Raw genomic sequence first — 16,443 nt, 5'->3', positions numbered from 1 at the left:
CCGGGAAGGCGAGGTCGAGCAACTGATCGCGCGAGAACACCTTGCCCGGCCGCGCCGCCAGCGCGTCGAGCAGGGCGAACTCGCGCCGCGTCAGGTCGAGCCGTTCGCCGTCCACCGTGGCGCGCCACGCCTCGCGGTCGAGCCTGAGCCGGCTCGTGGAAGGCTCGGACGCGACCGCCGGCGCGGGGTAGCGCCGCAGCACCGCCTTGATGCGCGCGACCAGCTCGCGCGGGGAATAGGGCTTGCAGAGGTAGTCGTCGGCCCCCATCTCGAGCCCGAGCAGGCGGTCGATCTCCTCGACCTTGGCGGTCGTCATGATGATCGGAAGATCGCTGCGGCGGCGGATCTCGCGGCAGATCGTCATGCCGTCCACCCCCGGCAGCATCAGGTCGAGCACCAGAAGGTCGTAGCGCCCCGACAGCGCCCGCTCGACGGCGCCGATGCCCTCGTTGAGAAGATCCACCTCCATATCGGCGGCAAGCAGGTAGTCGCGCACCACCTCTGAAAGGGCACGTTCATCCTCGACGATCAGAATTCTGCGAGGGGCGTTGGTCATTCCTGTAACTCCGTAGTCATGGGCAGGCGCACGACGAGGCGCAGGCCGCCAAGCTCCGAGGGCTCGGCCTCGATGCTGCCGCCATGCGCCGCTACCAGCGGCTGGCAGATCGACAGGCCAAGCCCCGAGCCGCCATGGTCGCGCGAGCGCGAGGTTTCGGCCCGCGTGAAGCGGTCGAAGAGCCGCGGCAGGCTCTTCTCCGGCAGGCAGGGCGCGCTGTCCTCGACGCAAAGCTCGGCGCTGCCGTCCCGAACATGGCAACTCGCGACGATGCAGCCGGGGGCGTCGGTGTAGCGGCAGGCATTGCTCAGCAGGTTGTCGATCACCTGCCGCAGCCGGCCCGGATCGCCGTCGATCATCACCGGGGTTTCGGCCTCGATGCGCCAGTCCAGCCCGGCGCAGAGCGCGCTCTTGCGGGCATCGGCACAGCCGGCCCGGAGCACTGCCGCCAGATCCACCCGCCCGCGCCGAAGCTGCAGCCGGGCCTCGTCGCCCGAGGCCAGAAGCCGCAGATCGTCGACCAGCCGCGACAGCCGCATCACCGCCTGATGCATCGCGCCAAGCGTGTCCGGCGTCGCCTTGCGAATGCCATCCTGCATCGCCTCGATCTCGGCGCGCAGCACCGAGAGCGGGGTCTTGAGCTCGTGCGAGGTGTCCGACACCCATTGCCGCTCGCGCCGCCGGTTTTCCTCGAGACTGCGGGCCAGCGCGTTCTGGTCGGTCATCATCCGACCCAGCTCGTCGCGGCGTTCGACCTCGAGCCGGCTCGAGAGGTCGCCTGCGGCGAGCCGCGCCACATGCGCGCCGATGCGGTGGATCGGCATGAGGAACTGCCGCGCGGTGAGGAAGGCCACCAGCGATGCGCAGACCAAGGCGATCACCGCGATCCCCGCGATGGTCCGGAGCTGGCGGCGCAGGAACAGCCTCCCCGGCGCGGTCGGAGGCTCGCCGAAGCCGTAGAACCGCAGGCTGGCCAGATCGCGGCCCGACGCGTCGCGGATCGGCAACTCGGCCCAGTTCGGCCCGTCTCCGACCCCGGCAAGCCGGGTTCCGTCCGCCGCGACCAGCGCAAGCCGCTCCTGAAACGGCTTCGGTCCCGGGCCGGGCGGGCGCGCGGTGTCGGGCGGCGGATCGGGTCGGTCCTGCGGTCGGCCTTGGGGGTGTGATAACGGTCGACCAGCGCCCGCCAGCGCGCCGCATCGCGCAGCTCAGGCCATCCCTCCGACGCGCCGGGCGAGGCAGCCAGCGCATCGGCGAGATCCTCGAACAGGGCGATTTCGGATTCCAGCAGGTATTGGCCAAAGCCCTCGCGCATGCTGTAGGCCATCGCCGCCGCGATCAGCAGGACGGCAAGGATCACCGGCGTCACCACCGCGACGAAGAGCTTTCCGGTAAGAGACAGGCGGGACCAAAGCATCGCACGCCCATATGCGCAAATCTTGCAGGGAAAATGAAGCCGCTCTCGCAGAGGTCACGCGCCGGGGCGCCACCCCTGCCGGCGGCCGCCTGTCCTCAGGCCGTGGCGGCCTCGCCGATCCGCTCGAGACACCACGCGCTCACCGCCTCCACATCGGTGGGCAGCGGCTGCGCAAGATCCTCGGCGAAGGCGAGGAAACCATCGAGGTTGCCCTGATTGACCGCCACCAGCACCGGCACGCCGGCGCTCAGGGCCTCGGCGATCACCGGGCGGAAGCCGCGCCCGTCAAGCTCCTGCTTGCCGAACTTGTTCACCAGCAGCAGCGCCGCGCCCTTCTCGAGCCCCGCGCTCACCAGCCCCACCACCCGCTCGAGCCCCTGCGGATCGAGCCGGCAGCCGCGCGACAGCGCGCCCAGATCCTGAGAAATGCGCACCACGTCGGTGCCGGTCAGCACCTCGAGATCCATGTGGCACTTGGTGTCGGGCCCGGTCTCGATATTGTGCTGCACCGCGCCCGCAAGCGGCAGCCCGTCGGCGCGCAGACGCTGCGCCACCTCGCGCATCAGCCCGTCGACCTCGCCGCGGCCCAGACCGGTCACGTATCCAAGCATCCCCATCCCCTTGCAACTGGTCCGGGCACGTTACAAGATGCCCGGCGCACAGGCCAGAGGAGGCAAGAAAATCCAACCCATGCCAAACTTGCCGCTGCTCCCAAATCCCACCGATCCGCGCCTCACCCGGCGCATCTCGGGCACCGACCAGACCGGCGCCCCGACCGAGATCGCGGTGGTCGAGGAGCGTCCGCTGACGATCTATCTCAACCGGCAGGAAATCGTCACCGCGATGACCATCGGCGACCATCCCGAGTATCTGGCGCTGGGGTTCCTGCGCAATCAGGGCATGCTGCGCGCCGATGACGTGGTGACCGGCGTCGATTACGACGACGAGATCGAGACCGTGGTGGTGCGCACCGCGCGTGAGACCTCCTACGAGGAGAAGGTGCAGAAGAAGACCCGCACCTCGGGCTGCGCCGTCGGCACCGTCTTTGGCGACATGATGGAGGGGCTCGAGGGGCTCACCCTGCCGGACGCGCAGGTGCGCAGCTCGTGGCTCTATGCTCTGGCGAAAGAGATCAATACCACGCCCTCGCTCTATCTCGAGGCCGGCGCGATCCACGGCACGGTGCTGTGCCAGGGCGACAAGCCCTTGGTCTACATGGAGGATGTCGGACGGCACAACGCCGTCGACAAGATCTCGGGCTTCATGTTCCGCCACGGGATCGGGGCGCAGGACAAGATCCTCTACACCACCGGCCGGCTAACCTCGGAGATGGTGATCAAGACCGCGCTGATGGGCATCCCGGTGCTGGCCTCGCGCTCGGGCTTCACCGCCTGGGGCGTCGAGATCGCCCGGCAGGTCGGTCTGACGCTGATCGGCCGGATGCGCGGCCAGCGCTTCGTCTGCCTCTCCGGCGAAGAGCGGCTCCTGCGCGATGTCGACCCGGCAAGCGTGCCCGACGAAGACCGCAAGTCGCGCCGGAAGGCCGCGGAATGAGCCGGGCCGTGCAACAGCCGCTCGGGGTCATCCTCGCGGGCGGGCTCGCCACGCGCATGGGCGGCGGCGACAAGGGCTTGCTGGAGATCGGCGGCGCGCCGCTCCTGCAACGGGTCATCGACCGGCTGGCGCCGCAGGTGGCCGAAGTGGCGCTCAACGCCAACGGCGATGCGGAACGCTTTGCGGGCTACGGCCTGCCGGTGCTGCCCGACAGCATCGCGGGCTTTCCGGGGCCTCTGGCGGGCGTGCTCGCCGGGCTCGACTGGGCCGCCCGGCAGGGCGCCGACAGCATCGTCACCGTCGCCGCCGACACGCCGTTCTTCCCCTGCGATCTGGTGCCTCAGTTGCTGCTCGCCGCCGAAGACGCGCCGCACCCGCTGGCGCTGGCCTGCACGCCGCGCTCGGGCGACGAGGCGCTGAAATCCGGCGGCGGCAAGCGCATCAACCGCCACCCGACCTTCGGCCTCTGGCCGGTGGCGCTGGCCGACGACCTGCGCGCAGCGCTGGAGGAGGGTCTGCGCAAGGTCGTGCTCTGGACCGACCACCACGGCGCCGGCGAGGCGCTGTTCCCTGCCGAGCCCTTCGACCCGTTCTTCAATGTCAACACCCCCGAGGATCTCGCCCGGGCGCGCGAGCTGGCGGCATGAGGATCTACGGCGTCACCGGCAGCAAGAACTGCGGCAAGACCGGGCTGATGGAGCGGCTCGTGTCCGAGATCTGCGCCCGTGGGCTCAGCGTCTCGACGATCAAGCACGCCCATCACAGCACCGATGTCGACCAGCCCGGCCGCGACAGCTTTCGCCACCGCGAGGCCGGCGCGCGCGAGGTGCTGCTCGCCTCGCCCCACCGCTGGGCCTTGATGCACGAGCTGCGCGACGCGCCCGAGCCGCCGCTTTCGGAGCTGCTCGGCAAGCTCTCGCCCGTCGATCTGATCCTCATCGAGGGCTACAAGCGCGAGGCCCATCCCAAGATCGAGGCGCACCGCGCCGAGACCGGCAAGCCGTTGCTCTCACCCGACAATCCAAGCATCCGCGCCGTCGCCGCCGACAGCGCCATCGAGACCGCCCTGCCCCGCTTCGATCTCGACGACACCACCGCCATCGCCGATTTCATCCTGCGCGAGGTGGGGCTGTGAGCTTCGACACCATCGCCGTGATCGACTGGTCCGGAGCCTCGTCGCCTTCGCCTGCGAAGCCCTCGAAAGACGCGATCTGGATCGGCGTGGCGCGGCGCGGCGTGGCAGGGGTCGAGACCAGCTACCACCGCACTCGCCATGACGCGACCGAGACCCTCGCCGTGCTCTTCGAGGCCGAGCGCGCCGCCGGGCGCCGGGTGCTGGCCGGGTTCGACTTCCCCTTCGGCTACCCGCGCGGCTTTGCGAAAGCCGTTTGCGGCGAGGCCGACCCGCTGGCACTCTGGCGCGCCCTGAGCGACCGCATCGAAGACGCGCCCGACAACGCCAACAACCGCTTCGCTGTCGCCGCCGGGCTCAACGACCTCTTCCCCGGCATCGGCCCGTTCTGGGGCTGCCCGGAGAGCCTCGACGACCCGCGCCTGCCAAGCAAGGGCACCCTGCGCGACGGCCACGGCATGACCGAGCGCCGCACCTGCGACAAGACCAAGGGCGCGCAGCCGGTCTGGAAGCTCTTCACCACCGGCTCGGTCGGCTCGCAGGCGCTGCTCGGCATCGCCCGGCTGCAATCGCTGCGCGACCGCTTCGGCGCCGATCTCGCCGTGCGCCCGTTCGAACGCCACGATGCTCCGATCACCCTCGTCGAGCTCTTCCCCTCGCTGATCGCCCCCACAGTGGCGGCGCTGAGCCAGACCGACGAGATCAAGGACCGCGCCCAGGTCCGCGTGCTCGCCGGCGCGCTGGCGGAGCTCGAGCCGCGCCAGCTCGACGCCATGACCCGCGAGGGAGATGCCGAGGAAGGCTGGATCCTCGGCCTCAACCACGAGACCCTGCTCGAAGTCGCCGCCCGCGCCGCCCATCCCGCGCCCAATGCCCTGAAAGACATGCCCGATTCAGACCTGATGCCGCCCCGCCTCCGCGATGATTGCTTTGCCATGCCGCAAGGCGTTGCGTGGGTCCCTGTCGACGCCGCGCTGGCAAAGCTTCGCGCCGCGCTGCACCCGGTGACGGGCCTCGAAACCCTGCCGACCTCGCGCGCCGCGGGCCGGGTGCTGGCGGCGGATGTGACGGCGAAACGTTCGAACCCGCCAATGCCCAACTCGGCGGTGGATGGCTACGGCTTTGCCCACGCGGCCACCGGCGATGGCATCCAGCGCTTGCCGCTGGTGGCGGGCCGCGCCGCCGCCGGCCAGCCCTACCCGCACTCCGTCCCGAAGGGCCACGCCATCCGCATCCTGACCGGCGCGATCCTGCCCGAGGGGGTCGACACCGTGGTGCTCGAGGAAGACACCAATACAGACGGCACCACCGTGGTCTTCGACGGCCCCGTCAAACCTCGCGCCAACACCCGCAAGGCTGGCGAGGACGTCGCTGCCGGCGATCCAGCCCTGCCCAAGGGCCGCCGCCTCCGGGCCCCCGATCTGGCGCTGGCCTCGGCGCTCGGCATTGCCGAGCTGCCGGTGCACCGCCCGCTGCGCGTCGGTGTGCTCTCAACCGGCGACGAGATCGTCGCCGCCCCCGACCGCCCCGCCGAACCGCACCAGATCTGGGACGCCAACCGACCCATGCTGCTGGCGCTGGCCTCGGGCTGGCAATGCGAGGCGGTGGATCTGGGCCACGTGCCCGACGACCGCGACCAAATCGCCGCACGGCTCGACGAGGGCGCGCGCAAGGCCGATGTCATCCTGACCTCCGGCGGCGCCTCGGCGGGCGATGAGGATCACGTCTCGGCCCTGCTGCGCGAGCGCGGCACGCTTTCGAGCTGGCGCATCGCGCTGAAGCCGGGACGACCGCTGGCGCTCGCCATGTGGAACGGCACCCCGGTCTTCGGCCTGCCGGGCAACCCGGTGGCGGCGCTGGTCTGCGCGCTGGTCTTCGCCCGCCCCGCCCTGTCGCTGATGGCGGGCGCGGGCTGGAGCACGCCGCGCGGCTTCACCGTCCCCGCCGCCTTCTCCAAGCGCAAGAAACCGGGCCGCCGCGAATACCTGCGCGCGCGGCTCACCGAAGAGGGTCATGCGGAGGTGTTCGCCTCGGAAGGCTCGGGCCGGATCAGCGGGCTGTCATGGGCGGACGGGCTGGTCGAGCTGCCGGACGAGGCCGTGGAAATCACGCCCGGCACGCCGGTGCGCTACATCCCCTACGCGTCCTTCGGGCTGGTCTGACGCAGGCCTCAGGCCTTGCGGATCAGGTAGACCTGCGCGTCTTCCCCCTCGGAGGCGCCGAGAAAGGCGTGCCCGGCTTCAGTGCAGAAATGCGGCACGTCGATCACCGCCGCCGGGTCGGTGGCGAGGATGCGCAGCACCTGCCCGCTGGTCATGCCCTGCAGGCGCTTGCGCGCTTTCAGCACCGGAAGCGGACAGAGCAGCCCGCGCGCGTCGAGTTCGTGATCCCAATCCATGGTCATCAGATAAGTCGGCTCCTGTTCGCTGTCCATCCCGCGGCCCTACTCGGCCACCGGCAGCCAGACGGTGAACACCGCCCCGCCGGTTTCGGCATTGCCTGCCGTGATGATCCCGCCCGCGCCCTGCACGATGCTCTGCGAGATCGAGAGGCCAAGCCCGGTGCCCTCGCCGCGCCTTGTGGTGAAGAACGGGTCGAAGAGCGAGGCCAGCGCCCCTTCCGCGATGCCCGGCCCGCTGTCGCGCACGGTCAGCGCCACGCCCGCAATACCGTCGCGCGTCGCCTCCGTGAGGCTCAGCCAGAGCTGACCGCGCCCCGCCATGGCCTGCGCCGCGTTGAGGATCAGGTTGATCGCCACCTGCTGCATCTCGCCCGCGTCGATCGCGACCGGCGGCAGCGCGGGCAAGTCGGTCTGCACCTCGATGGCGCCCTTGCTCAGCGCGTGATCGACCAACATCAGCGCGTCCTCGACCACCGGCGCCAGCGCCACCGTCTCGGCGCAGTCGGCATATTCCGAGGGCTGGGCGAACCTCAGCAGCTTGCCGACGATGGCCTCCATGCGGGTCACCTGACGGTCGATCAGCGAAAGCTCGGTCTCGACCTTGCCCGCATCCTCGCCAAGCTCCATGCGGATCACGTCGACATTGCCCTGGATCACCGCCATCGGGTTGTTGATCTCATGTGCCACCCCGGCGGTGATCTCGCCGATGGCAGCGAGCTTCTCGCTCATCACCAGCTGCCGGAAGGTCTCTTCGAGCTTGGCATTGGCCTCGCGCAGCTCGGCGGTGCGGGTGTCGACGCGGTCTTCCAGCTCCTCGGCCCAGGCGCGCAGCTTCAGGTCGCGGTCCTGCACCTGGTCGAGCAGGTCGTCGAGATGCGCCGCCACCTGCCCGATCTCGTCGCGCGCCCCGACCGGCCCGATGCGCGCCGCAAGGTTGCCGCGTCCGACCCGGCGCATGGTCTGCGTCATGCGCTCCAGCGGCGCGAAGATGCCTTTGGCCATCCAAAGGAAGACCGGCGCCGAGAGCAGCAGCACGCCGGCGAAGGCGGCCATCATCCAGAGATAGGCGTCGCGCTTGGCCTGCGCGAAGGGCGCCTCGAGAATGCCCACATAGAGCATCCCGACCCGCTCCCCGAAGCTGTCGGTGAGCGGCAGGTAGCCCGAGATATACCAATCGTTGACCACGAAGGCACGGTCGAGCCATGTCTGGCCCTCGTCGAGCACCGCCTGCCGCACCGAGGCCGAGACCCGCGTGCCGAGCGCGCGCACATCCTCGAAGAGCCGCACGTTGGTCGAGATGCGCACGTCGTCGAGAAACAGCGTCGCGGTGCCCTGCCGCGTGCCGCCGGTGACCGGGTTGAGATAGACCAGCGCGTTGATCGCGTCGATGAAGCCGAGATTGCCGTTGAGCAGGATGCCCCCCACCAGCACGCCCTCGTGGCCCGGCAGGCGCACCGGGCTCGCCGCGTGCACCACCATGCCGCGGTCCTCGACCTGCCGGTCGGTGGGCACTGCGGCGGTGGTCTCGATCAGGTCGATGCGGGCGCGGGTCTCGAGATTGCCCGGCAGCGCCGCCAGCACCTCGGGCGGGAAGATGTCGATGGCGGTCTCGGCGCGGCCGCGGCGGGCGGCGTCGATCACCGGCCAGCGGCTGCCGATGCCGTCGCTCGGGTCCGATGGCAGGTAGTAAAGGAAATCCAGCCCTAGCTCGGTGCGCTTGGCGTCAAGAAAGCGCGGGTCGGGACCGTTGCCCCCGAAGGCGGCGTCGAAGGCCAGCGACTCCGCCACCCCGGTCAGTTCCTCGCCGGTGCGGGTCATCAGGTGCGAGAGATATTGCTCGGCGATGCGCAGGTCGCTCTGCACGTTGGCCGCCAGAACCTTGTCGTAATCGCCGGTCCAGCGCGTCATGCCAAGCAGCAGCAAGAGCGGCATCAACAGCACCAACGGTGCCAGCGCAAGGATCAGCAGGCGCAGGCGAACGGTGGTCATCGGGTGGCGGTCCTCGGGCGGGTCCTGAAGCTCATCGGGGCCGAGCCTAGCACGGCCCCGGCGCGTGGTCAGCGCGGATCAGTGATGGTGCGGCTCGTCGTCGAGCGAGCCGTGGATGGCGAACTGGTCGAGCCCCGCATCGCTGCTCTCGATCACCCGGTAGGCCTCGCGCACGCCGGACTCGCTGAGCTCGCGCGCCACGGTCAGCAGCGTGTTGGGCGCGTGATCGTCGCAGAGCGCGACCATCTGAGCCAGCTCCTCCTGCGCCACCGGGCGTGCGGCCTCGGTGGAGGGCGCCCCGTAATAGGTCACGAAATGCTCGGCCAGTTGATCGGTCAGCGCCTCGAGTTCGGCGGGCTCCAGCGCGGTCACGGCGACAAAGGTCACCCGGCCGAAGGTCTCGAGCCCGAGCCAGCCGTTGGAAAAGGCCTGGCGCGGCTTGCCGGTCAGGTCGCCCTCGGTCCAGTTGGAGAACTCGAACCCGCCCGAGATGCACCACTCGCCTGTGCGGGCCGGCGAGGCATAGACGCGCATGTCGCTCTCGTCGAAATGGATGGCGCGGGCAAGCTTCATGGGGCGGGCTCCAGAACGGTAGTCAGCGGGATCAGATGGGTGGTCTCGCCGTCGCGCAGCAACATGCCGAAGGCTTCGTCGACGCCGAGGAAGGTGCCGGTGAGACCGTCGCGGGAGACCTCTTCGCCCATGTCCTGCGCCAGACCGCGCCACTCGGAATGCAGGGCGCGGTTGCCCTCCTCGTCCCAGCGGTTGATCCAGTTGAGGCTGTGCCGTGCCCAGGCCTCGATCAGCGCGTGCGGCGCGACCTCGGCGCAGCCCTCGGCATAGAGCGAGGTCTGGTCGGGCGTGTCGCCGGGGCGGTCGCTGGCGGGAATGAGCGGCAGGGTGAAGCCGATGACCAGCCAGTCGGGCACGGCCTCGGGATCGGTGCTCGCGGCCATGGCGCGGAAGCGTCCGCAGGCAGCCCCGTTGACCCGGATGCCGCCATCCCAGTCGAGATGCACGGCGACCTCGGGCGGCGCCATCACGCCAAGCGCGTTCTGGAAGCCCACGCCGCAGAGCGGCAGCATCGCCATCGCCTCGCGCAGCGGCACTTCGGGGGCAAAGACCAGCGCCGCCTGCGCCACGCTGGCGGTGACGCGGTAGGCCACCAGCCCCGCATCGCAGCCGAGAAGCGCGCGCTGGCAGGCGTGCTCAAAAGCGTCGGTCGAGACCTCCTCGCCCCAGAGCAGCGGCGGAAACGCCAGTGCCTCGGCCGCGCTCATGCCACCCCCTTCGCCACCAGCGCCGCGGCGACGTCGTGAAACGCCTTGGCCTGCCCGCTGTCGGGCTGGCTTACCACGATCGGCGCGCCGCCGTCCGAGGCCAGCCGGATCTGCAGGTCGAGCGGGATCTCGGCCAGCAGCGGAACGCCGAGCTTGGCGGCCTCGGCGGCGACACCGCCATGGCCAAAGACATGCTCCTCGTGGCCGCAGGCCGAGCAAATATGGGTCGACATATTCTCGATCATGCCAAGCAGCGGGACGTTCAGCTGCTTGAACATGTCGATGCCCTTGCGCGCATCCAGAAGCGCCACGTCCTGCGGCGTCGAGACCACGATGGCGCCATCGACCTGCGCCTTCTGGCTCAGCGTCATCTGCACGTCGCCGGTGCCGGGCGGCAGATCGACAAGCAGCACGTCGAGCGCGCCCCATTGCACTTGCATCATCATCTGCTGCAGCGCGCCCATCAGCATCGGCCCGCGCCAGACCACCGCCTGATCATCGTTGGTCATAAGGCCGATCGACATCATGGTGACGCCGTGGTTGCGCAGCGGCAGGATGGTCTTGCCATCGGGGCTCGCCGGGCGGCCCGAAACGCCCAGCATCCGCGGCTGGCTCGGCCCGTAGACATCGGCATCGAGCAGGCCGACGCGCCGGCCCTGCTGCGCCAGCGCGCAGGCGAGGTTCGACGACACGGTCGACTTGCCCACCCCGCCCTTGCCGCTGGCAATGGCGATGATGTGGTTGACGCCGGGGATCTTCTGCGGCCCCTGCGGCTCGGCCTTGCGGGCGCGCAGCTCGGGCGGCGCCTTCTCGGTGTGGCCGGTCATCACGATCGACACCGACGCGACGCCCTCGGCGGCCTTCAGCGCCGCCTCGGCCGCGTCCTTGACCTTGGTGTAGGCGGTGCTGGCGCTCGGCGGGATCTCCATCACGAAACGCACCGCGCCCGCCGCGTCGACGTTCAGCGCGCGGACCACGCCGCTCGACAGGATATCGCCGCCCGCGACCGGGTCGGCGATGCTCTTCAGGACGGCCTGAACCGCCTCTCTGCTGGCAGGCAAGTCTTACTCCTGTCCCTTGATCTCGCCGTCGACCTCGTGGGTCAGACCAAGCTCTTCGATGGTCACCACCGCCTTGACCTTGAACTGCTTCCCGGCGGTGTCGGCACCGCGCATGGCCTCCTCGATGGCCTGCTGCGAGGTGACGCCCACCTGCTTGAGGAACTTGCGCATGGACATGTTGAAATCGTCGCTCATATCGGCCTCCCTGTCTGGCGCGCTCAGTGGTCGCGCCGCTTGCTGAGATAATCGTCGGTGGTGCGCGGCCGCCTCGGCTCGCCCACCGCGAAGGGGTTGTTGTCGGAATGATACTGCGCGTTGACGCGGCAGTCGTCACACATCTGGATCATCCGCAGCTTGTCGCCGTCGAACATCGGATGGGCCTGAAGCTTTTCGGTGATCCGGTCAATGGTCGATTTCACCCCGAAGAGCGTGCCGCATTCGACGCAAGGGAAGGGCTCTTCCTCGTTCAGCACCTTCTGGTCGAAGGCCTCCTCGGTCAGCAAGAGCCGCGGCTCGTAGCCGATGGCGTCCTCGGGGCAGACATTGGCGCAGAGCCCGCATTGCAGGCAGGCGTCTTCCTGGAAGCGCAGCTGCGGCAGGTCGGGGTTGTCGCCAAGCGCGCCCGAGGGGCAGAGCGACACGCAGGAGAGACAGAGCGTGCAGGCGTCCTGATCGACCAGCACCGCACCATAGGGCGCGCCCTCGGGTAGCGCGAGGCTCTCGGCCTCCGGGTGAAGGGCGCGGGCTGCCTGGCGGGTGATCTGGCGCCGGGTGCCCAGCGGGCGCACCGGCGTGGCGACCGGGGCGGGCGCCTCCTCGGCGTAGAGCGCCGCCGACATGGCGTCGGGATCAGGGGTGTCGAGCAGCGCGACCTTGCCGCCGCCCGCGATGGCGTTCGAGAGCGCAACCTGCGTCTCGAGCGCGGGAAGGTCGGCCCCAGGCCCCGGCAGCAGCGTCACAGAGGCGAAGCCGGCGGCGAGCGCGGCCACGGTCTCGGCATGGCCAAAGGCGCCGATGGCGCGGATCTCGAGCGGGATGACATCCGACGGCAGGCCATCGCCGTGGCGCGCCGAGAGCCGGATCATCTCGGCCCCGTGGGCATCGTGGACCAGCAGGCGCGGCGCGGTGCCTCCGGCGTCGAGATAGACCTTGGCCAGCGTCTGCACCCGGCGGAATGTCAGGTCCACCGGCGGCGCGTCGTAGCTGATCGCCCCCGAGGGACAGGCCGAGGAACAGGCGCCGCAGCCGGCGCAGATCATCGGATCGACCGTGACATGCTCGCCATCGGGCGAGATCGCGCCCGTGGGGCAGAGGTCGAGGCAGGAGGTGCAGCCGACCTGACCGGCGCGGCTATGGGCGCAGAGCAGCGGCTCGGTGCGGACGTAGAGCGGCTTTTCAAACGTGCCGACGAGATGCGACGCCGCCATCACCGCCGCGGCCACCGCCTGCGGGCGGCCCGGATCGGCGCGCAGATAGCCCTCGCGCTTCTCATGCGCCGGGAACAGCGGCGCGTCGCGGCGCAGGTCGAGGATCACGTCGCACTCCGAGATGCCGCCGTCGCGCGGCTCGGTCAGGGTGAAGCTGCCGCGCCCGCCGGGCTCGATCATGCGCAGCGCGTCGATGGTGACGCGGAACTGGCCAAGCGCCCCCTGCGCCTTGCGCAGCTGCCCGGTGACGACGTCATAGGCCCGGCTGTCGGGCAGCTCGCCTGCGCTCTCGAGCAGCACGGTGACACCGAGATGCGGCGCGAGCTGTTCGGCGGCCTCGAGCGCCACCTCGGGCGCGCCGAGGATCAGGCACAGCCCTTCAGAGATCACGTCGAGCGATTTCTCAGGCACCGCGGGCAGCATGGCCTCCGCCGCCAATGCGGACATTTTGGGTAGTTTGGAGTCCTCGTCGGCACTCCATCCGGCCCGGTCGCGCAGGTCCAGAAGCGGCGCGGGTTCGACATCGAGCTCCTCGGCGAGGGCCTCGAAGGTCCGGGATTCCTGGGTGCAGCAGAGCACTACATTACCTTGCGTCAACCCCTTTGCCGCAAGCTCGATCTGGCTGGTGCAGAGCGCCTTGCAAGGGGGGGTCACCTCGAATCCCGTGGCCTCCGACAACGCCTTCGCGTCGATCGACTGGGTGCCCATGCAATCGCATGTTATCAAGGTCTTGGTCATGGTGTCCTTCCTCGCGAGCACGGCCCCTGCCGCCCCGTCAACGCCCGGTTCGCCCGCTAGCTAGCCTCGATTCGCAGGGCTTCTCAACTCAATTCCCCGCGCGGAAATCCCGCCCCCGCCCCGCCTGCCGCGCCATGCCTCGCAAGGTGATTCGCATGCCGCAGCGCGGCACTTTTCCCAATCAAAATACTCAGGTTGGACAGTCTGTCCCTGCGCCATCGCCGCCCCTCCGACGACTACCCAAATTGTCCCGGAACGAACAAAGAATACCGCCGTGTACCGATTGCCCCTTTCTCGGGCACCGCTACGTGCTTCAATCAGGACGGAGGAGAAGAAGGTTCATCGTGACAGCGTATCCGAGCAACGATCAATACATGCCCGTGGGGGTCGTGCTGCGCCGCACGCCCGGCGTCACCCGTTGGGCCAAATATGCCTGGCGGGCGGTCGCCGTGCTGCCGGGCGCCGGCCCCGCCGACTGGCGCGAGCTGCGCCGCGAGGGCGACACGGTCGAGTATCACGCCGCCACGCTGCCGCTCGAGCTCTACCGCGCCGAGACCGAGGCCTATCTGCACGGCATCACCGCCCGCGAGCCGAGCGTCTACGTGGTGATGCGCAAGATCGTCGGCGAGCACCCGTTCGAGGTCGCGCTCGTGACCGCCTCGCCCTACGAGGCGCAGGATTATTGCGACAGCGGCGAGGATGTGGTCGAGAAGGTGCCGATGCCGCAGGGCCTGCTGGCCTGGGTCGGCGATTTCGTCGAGCGCCACCACGAGGACGAGGAATTCGTCAAGCGCCGGCGCAAGAACGCCAAGGTGGACGGCGAGCAGGATGGCATCGGCGACCCGCGCATCGTCAAGCCGGCCGACATCTACGCCTCTCCCACGCTGAAGCGGGGGCGTCTGCAATGAGGGATTTCTGGTCGCGCCGGAAGGCCGCCGTCGAGGCCGAGCAGAAGGCCGAGACCGAGGCCCAGATCGAAGCGCAGCGCGCCGAGGCGGAGGCTCAGCTTGCCAAGCGCAGCGATGAAGAGCTGCTGGCCGAGGCCGGCCTGCCGCTGCCCGAAGAGATCACCGATGGCGAGATGGTGCAGAAGTTCCTCAAGTCGCAGCTGCCCCGGCGCCTGAAGAACCGCGCGCTCCGGACGCTCTGGCGCTCGAACCCGGTGCTGGCCTGCCTCGACGGGCTCAACGATTACGACACCGATTTCACCGCTCTGACCCCGGCGGCGGATTTCAAGACGACCTATCAGGTCGGCAAGGGGCTCTTGGCGCATCTCGACTACGTCGCCAAGGGCGCGGCCGAGGACGAAGCGGCGCAGCCCGCGTCGGAAGAGGCCCCCTCGCCCGCCGAAACCACCTCGCTACGCGCCCCCGAGACACTGGGCCCGACCATCGAGGCGCAGCCCGAGATCCCGCCGTTCGAGGCGCCAACGCCCGAACCGGCGCCCGAGATCGCCCAAACCGACACCCCTCCCGAAGAGGAAGAGAGCGTGCTCCCGGCCAGCAGCCGCCGCATGCGCTTCCGCTTCGAGGCCAGCTGATGACGGACAAAGACCCCATGAGTGCAGCCCCCGACCTGACCACCGAAGCAAAGCCAGCCCCGAAGATCGCCGAAGAGGATCGCCTGCGCGCCGATCTCTACAACTTCCTCGGCCTGATCCTCGCCCGCCCCGCCGATCAGGGCCTGATCGACCAATGCGCCGGCCTCAGCGGCGATGCCGGCGCCATCGGCGAGGCGGTCACCACGCTGGCCAAGGTCGCCAAGATCTCGCGCCCCTCCGCGGTCGAGAGCGAGTACAATCGCCTCTTCATCGGCCTCGGCCGCGGCGAGCTGCTGCCCTACGCCTCCTACTATCTGACGGGCTTTCTCAACGAGAAGCCGCTGGCGCAGCTGCGGCAGGACATGACCGCGCGCGGCCTCGCCCGCGCCGAGAACGTGTTTGAGCCCGAGGACAACATCGCCTCGCTGATGGAGATGATGGGCGCGATGATCGTCGGCCGCTTCGGCACCCCGGCGACGCTGGCCCAGCAGAAGAGCTTCTTCAACAAGCATATCGGCCCCTGGGCCGCGCATTTCTTTTCGGATCTCGAGGGCGCCAAGAACTCGGTCTTCTATGCCCCGGTCGGACGTCTCGGCCGGGCCTTCATGGAGATCGAGGCCGAGGCGTTCCGGATGAGCGCGGAGTGATCCGCATCCCGGCGGGCAACCGCCAAAACCCTGAGAGAGGAGGTCTCTCCATGACGCGGAAAGACGAGACGGCCAAGAGCCGCCGCGACTTCCTGAAACTGGCCTCGACCGGCGCACCGCTCGCGGCGGTTGCCGTCGCCACCACCGGCGGCACCGAGGCCGAGGCCGCAGAGCCCGACCTGTCATCGTCGAAGATGCAGGACACCGCGCACACCCGCGCCTACTACGCCGCCGCCCGGTTCTGACCGGACGACGGCCTTGCCGCCAAGGACGACTGGTTGCGTGACGCCCGACGGTCCGAGGCACCTTCAATACCAAGCAAGCGAGGCACCATGCGGGAGCCGAGCACGCAAGGGGAGAGAGAAACATGTTGAGGAAAAAGACCAACGGGGTTGCGCGACGCCCCCAGCGGACAAGTATCCTTTCCGAGGTGGCCAACGCCTCGGTTGACCGCCGCGCCTTCCTGCGCGGTTCGGGTCTGGCGATCGGCGGGCTTGCGGCTGTGGCCGCCACCGGCGGCACCGTGACCCAGGCCACCGCCGCGACCGCGGCCACCGGCGACGTGAAGACGGTGAAATCCGTCTGCACCCACTGCTCGGTCGGCTGCACCGTCATGGCGGAGGTTCAGGGTGGCGTCTGGATCGGGCAGGAGCCCGGCTGGGACAGCCCGTTCAACCTCGGCGCCCACTGCGCCAAGGGCG

At 69.5% G+C, this 16,443-nt stretch carries 18 protein-coding genes and 2 pseudogenes; 9 read left to right on the top strand and 11 right to left on the bottom strand.

Annotated features, from left to right (window positions below; translation table 11 throughout):
• The 4 genes and pseudogenes from AC6RA4_RS13795 to AC6RA4_RS13780 form a co-directional block, all read right to left on the bottom strand.
• Positions 1-556, bottom strand: a 556-nt coding sequence (locus AC6RA4_RS13795) for a response regulator (RefSeq protein ID WP_500161202.1), incomplete at its 3' end; no start/stop codon positions are given.
• Positions 553-1,563 carry an ATP-binding protein gene (locus AC6RA4_RS13790; RefSeq protein WP_500161200.1) on the bottom strand — a complete coding sequence of 337 codons (1,011 nt, stop codon included), beginning with the start codon at positions 1,561-1,563 and terminating at the stop codon, positions 553-555. The genes AC6RA4_RS13790 and AC6RA4_RS13795, both read right to left, overlap by 4 nt.
• Before the next feature lie 137 nt (positions 1,564-1,700).
• A pseudogene (locus AC6RA4_RS13785) lies at positions 1,701-1,973 on the bottom strand (hypothetical protein); the annotation flags it as partial.
• A gap of 95 nt (positions 1,974-2,068) precedes the next feature.
• On the bottom strand, positions 2,069-2,584 hold the full coding sequence (locus AC6RA4_RS13780) for a DUF2478 domain-containing protein (RefSeq protein ID WP_500161199.1): 516 nt from the start codon (positions 2,582-2,584) through the stop codon (positions 2,069-2,071).
• A gap of 79 nt (positions 2,585-2,663) precedes the next feature.
• Here AC6RA4_RS13780 and AC6RA4_RS13775 point away from each other — a divergent pair, with 79 nt between their 5' ends.
• From AC6RA4_RS13775 to AC6RA4_RS13760, 4 genes are read left to right on the top strand one after another with little or no spacing between them, the layout of a single operon-like run.
• On the top strand, positions 2,664-3,527 hold the full coding sequence (locus AC6RA4_RS13775; protein WP_500161197.1) for a formate dehydrogenase accessory sulfurtransferase FdhD: 864 nt from the start codon (positions 2,664-2,666) through the stop codon (positions 3,525-3,527).
• Positions 3,524-4,174 carry a molybdenum cofactor guanylyltransferase MobA gene (mobA, locus tag AC6RA4_RS13770; protein WP_500161196.1) on the top strand — a complete coding sequence of 217 codons (651 nt, stop codon included), beginning with the start codon at positions 3,524-3,526 and terminating at the stop codon, positions 4,172-4,174. Before AC6RA4_RS13775 ends, mobA begins: the two co-directional genes overlap by 4 nt.
• Complete coding sequence (mobB, locus tag AC6RA4_RS13765) at positions 4,171-4,662, top strand: molybdopterin-guanine dinucleotide biosynthesis protein B (protein ID WP_500161194.1); 492 nt, start codon at positions 4,171-4,173, stop codon at positions 4,660-4,662. Before mobA ends, mobB begins: the two co-directional genes overlap by 4 nt.
• Complete coding sequence (locus AC6RA4_RS13760; RefSeq protein WP_500161192.1) at positions 4,659-6,821, top strand: molybdopterin-binding protein; 2,163 nt, start codon at positions 4,659-4,661, stop codon at positions 6,819-6,821. Before mobB ends, AC6RA4_RS13760 begins: the two co-directional genes overlap by 4 nt.
• 8 nt (positions 6,822-6,829) lie before the next feature.
• On the opposite strand, the gene AC6RA4_RS13755 is transcribed toward AC6RA4_RS13760, so the two are convergent.
• The 7 genes from AC6RA4_RS13755 to AC6RA4_RS13725 all read right to left on the bottom strand — a co-directional run bounded on the left by AC6RA4_RS13755 (position 6,830) and on the right by AC6RA4_RS13725 (position 13,555).
• Entirely contained in the window at positions 6,830-7,057 is a 228-nt protein-coding gene (locus tag AC6RA4_RS13755) for a sulfurtransferase TusA family protein (RefSeq protein WP_500161206.1), read from the bottom strand.
• Positions 7,058-7,102: 45 nt separating this feature from the next.
• The gene (locus AC6RA4_RS13750; RefSeq protein ID WP_500161190.1) at positions 7,103-9,049 is read right to left on the bottom strand and encodes a sensor histidine kinase; all 1,947 of its coding nucleotides are present in this window, start codon (positions 9,047-9,049) and stop codon (positions 7,103-7,105) included.
• A 78-nt stretch (positions 9,050-9,127) separates the two neighbouring features.
• Complete coding sequence (locus tag AC6RA4_RS13745; RefSeq protein WP_500161188.1) at positions 9,128-9,622, bottom strand: DUF6505 family protein; 495 nt, start codon at positions 9,620-9,622, stop codon at positions 9,128-9,130.
• Positions 9,619-10,329 carry a biotin/lipoate--protein ligase family protein gene (locus tag AC6RA4_RS13740; protein WP_500161186.1) on the bottom strand — a complete coding sequence of 237 codons (711 nt, stop codon included), beginning with the start codon at positions 10,327-10,329 and terminating at the stop codon, positions 9,619-9,621. Before AC6RA4_RS13740 ends, AC6RA4_RS13745 begins: the two co-directional genes overlap by 4 nt.
• A complete protein-coding gene (locus tag AC6RA4_RS13735; RefSeq protein WP_500161184.1) occupies positions 10,326-11,390 on the bottom strand; it encodes an Mrp/NBP35 family ATP-binding protein in 1,065 nt (354 codons plus the stop codon). Before AC6RA4_RS13735 ends, AC6RA4_RS13740 begins: the two co-directional genes overlap by 4 nt.
• 3 nt (positions 11,391-11,393) lie before the next feature.
• The gene (locus AC6RA4_RS13730) at positions 11,394-11,585 is read right to left on the bottom strand and encodes a DUF6494 family protein (protein WP_500161182.1); all 192 of its coding nucleotides are present in this window, start codon (positions 11,583-11,585) and stop codon (positions 11,394-11,396) included.
• Positions 11,586-11,608: 23 nt separating this feature from the next.
• Positions 11,609-13,555 (bottom strand): 4Fe-4S binding protein, encoded by a 1,947-nt coding sequence (locus AC6RA4_RS13725; RefSeq protein WP_500161180.1) that lies wholly within the window; start codon positions 13,553-13,555, stop codon positions 11,609-11,611.
• A 374-nt stretch (positions 13,556-13,929) separates the two neighbouring features.
• Here AC6RA4_RS13725 and AC6RA4_RS13720 point away from each other — a divergent pair, with 374 nt between their 5' ends.
• The 5 genes and pseudogenes from AC6RA4_RS13720 to AC6RA4_RS13700 form a co-directional block, all read left to right on the top strand.
• Complete coding sequence (locus tag AC6RA4_RS13720; protein ID WP_500161204.1) at positions 13,930-14,463, top strand: DUF3305 domain-containing protein; 534 nt, start codon at positions 13,930-13,932, stop codon at positions 14,461-14,463.
• On the top strand, positions 14,460-15,095 hold the full coding sequence (locus AC6RA4_RS13715; RefSeq protein WP_500161179.1) for a DUF3306 domain-containing protein: 636 nt from the start codon (positions 14,460-14,462) through the stop codon (positions 15,093-15,095). Before AC6RA4_RS13720 ends, AC6RA4_RS13715 begins: the two co-directional genes overlap by 4 nt.
• 17 nt (positions 15,096-15,112) lie before the next feature.
• Positions 15,113-15,742, top strand: a complete 630-nt coding sequence (locus tag AC6RA4_RS13710) for a TorD/DmsD family molecular chaperone (protein ID WP_500161178.1) — start codon at positions 15,113-15,115, stop codon at positions 15,740-15,742.
• Positions 15,743-15,792: 50 nt separating this feature from the next.
• Positions 15,793-15,987 carry a twin-arginine translocation pathway signal protein gene (locus tag AC6RA4_RS13705; RefSeq protein WP_500161176.1) on the top strand — a complete coding sequence of 65 codons (195 nt, stop codon included), beginning with the start codon at positions 15,793-15,795 and terminating at the stop codon, positions 15,985-15,987.
• Positions 15,988-16,109: 122 nt separating this feature from the next.
• Positions 16,110-16,443, top strand: a pseudogene (locus AC6RA4_RS13700) (formate dehydrogenase); the annotation flags it as partial.

The organism is Salipiger sp. (assembly GCF_059781815.1).
The sequence above is the reverse complement of the archived record's forward strand: the minus strand, read 5'-3'. Positions and strand labels throughout refer to the sequence as shown.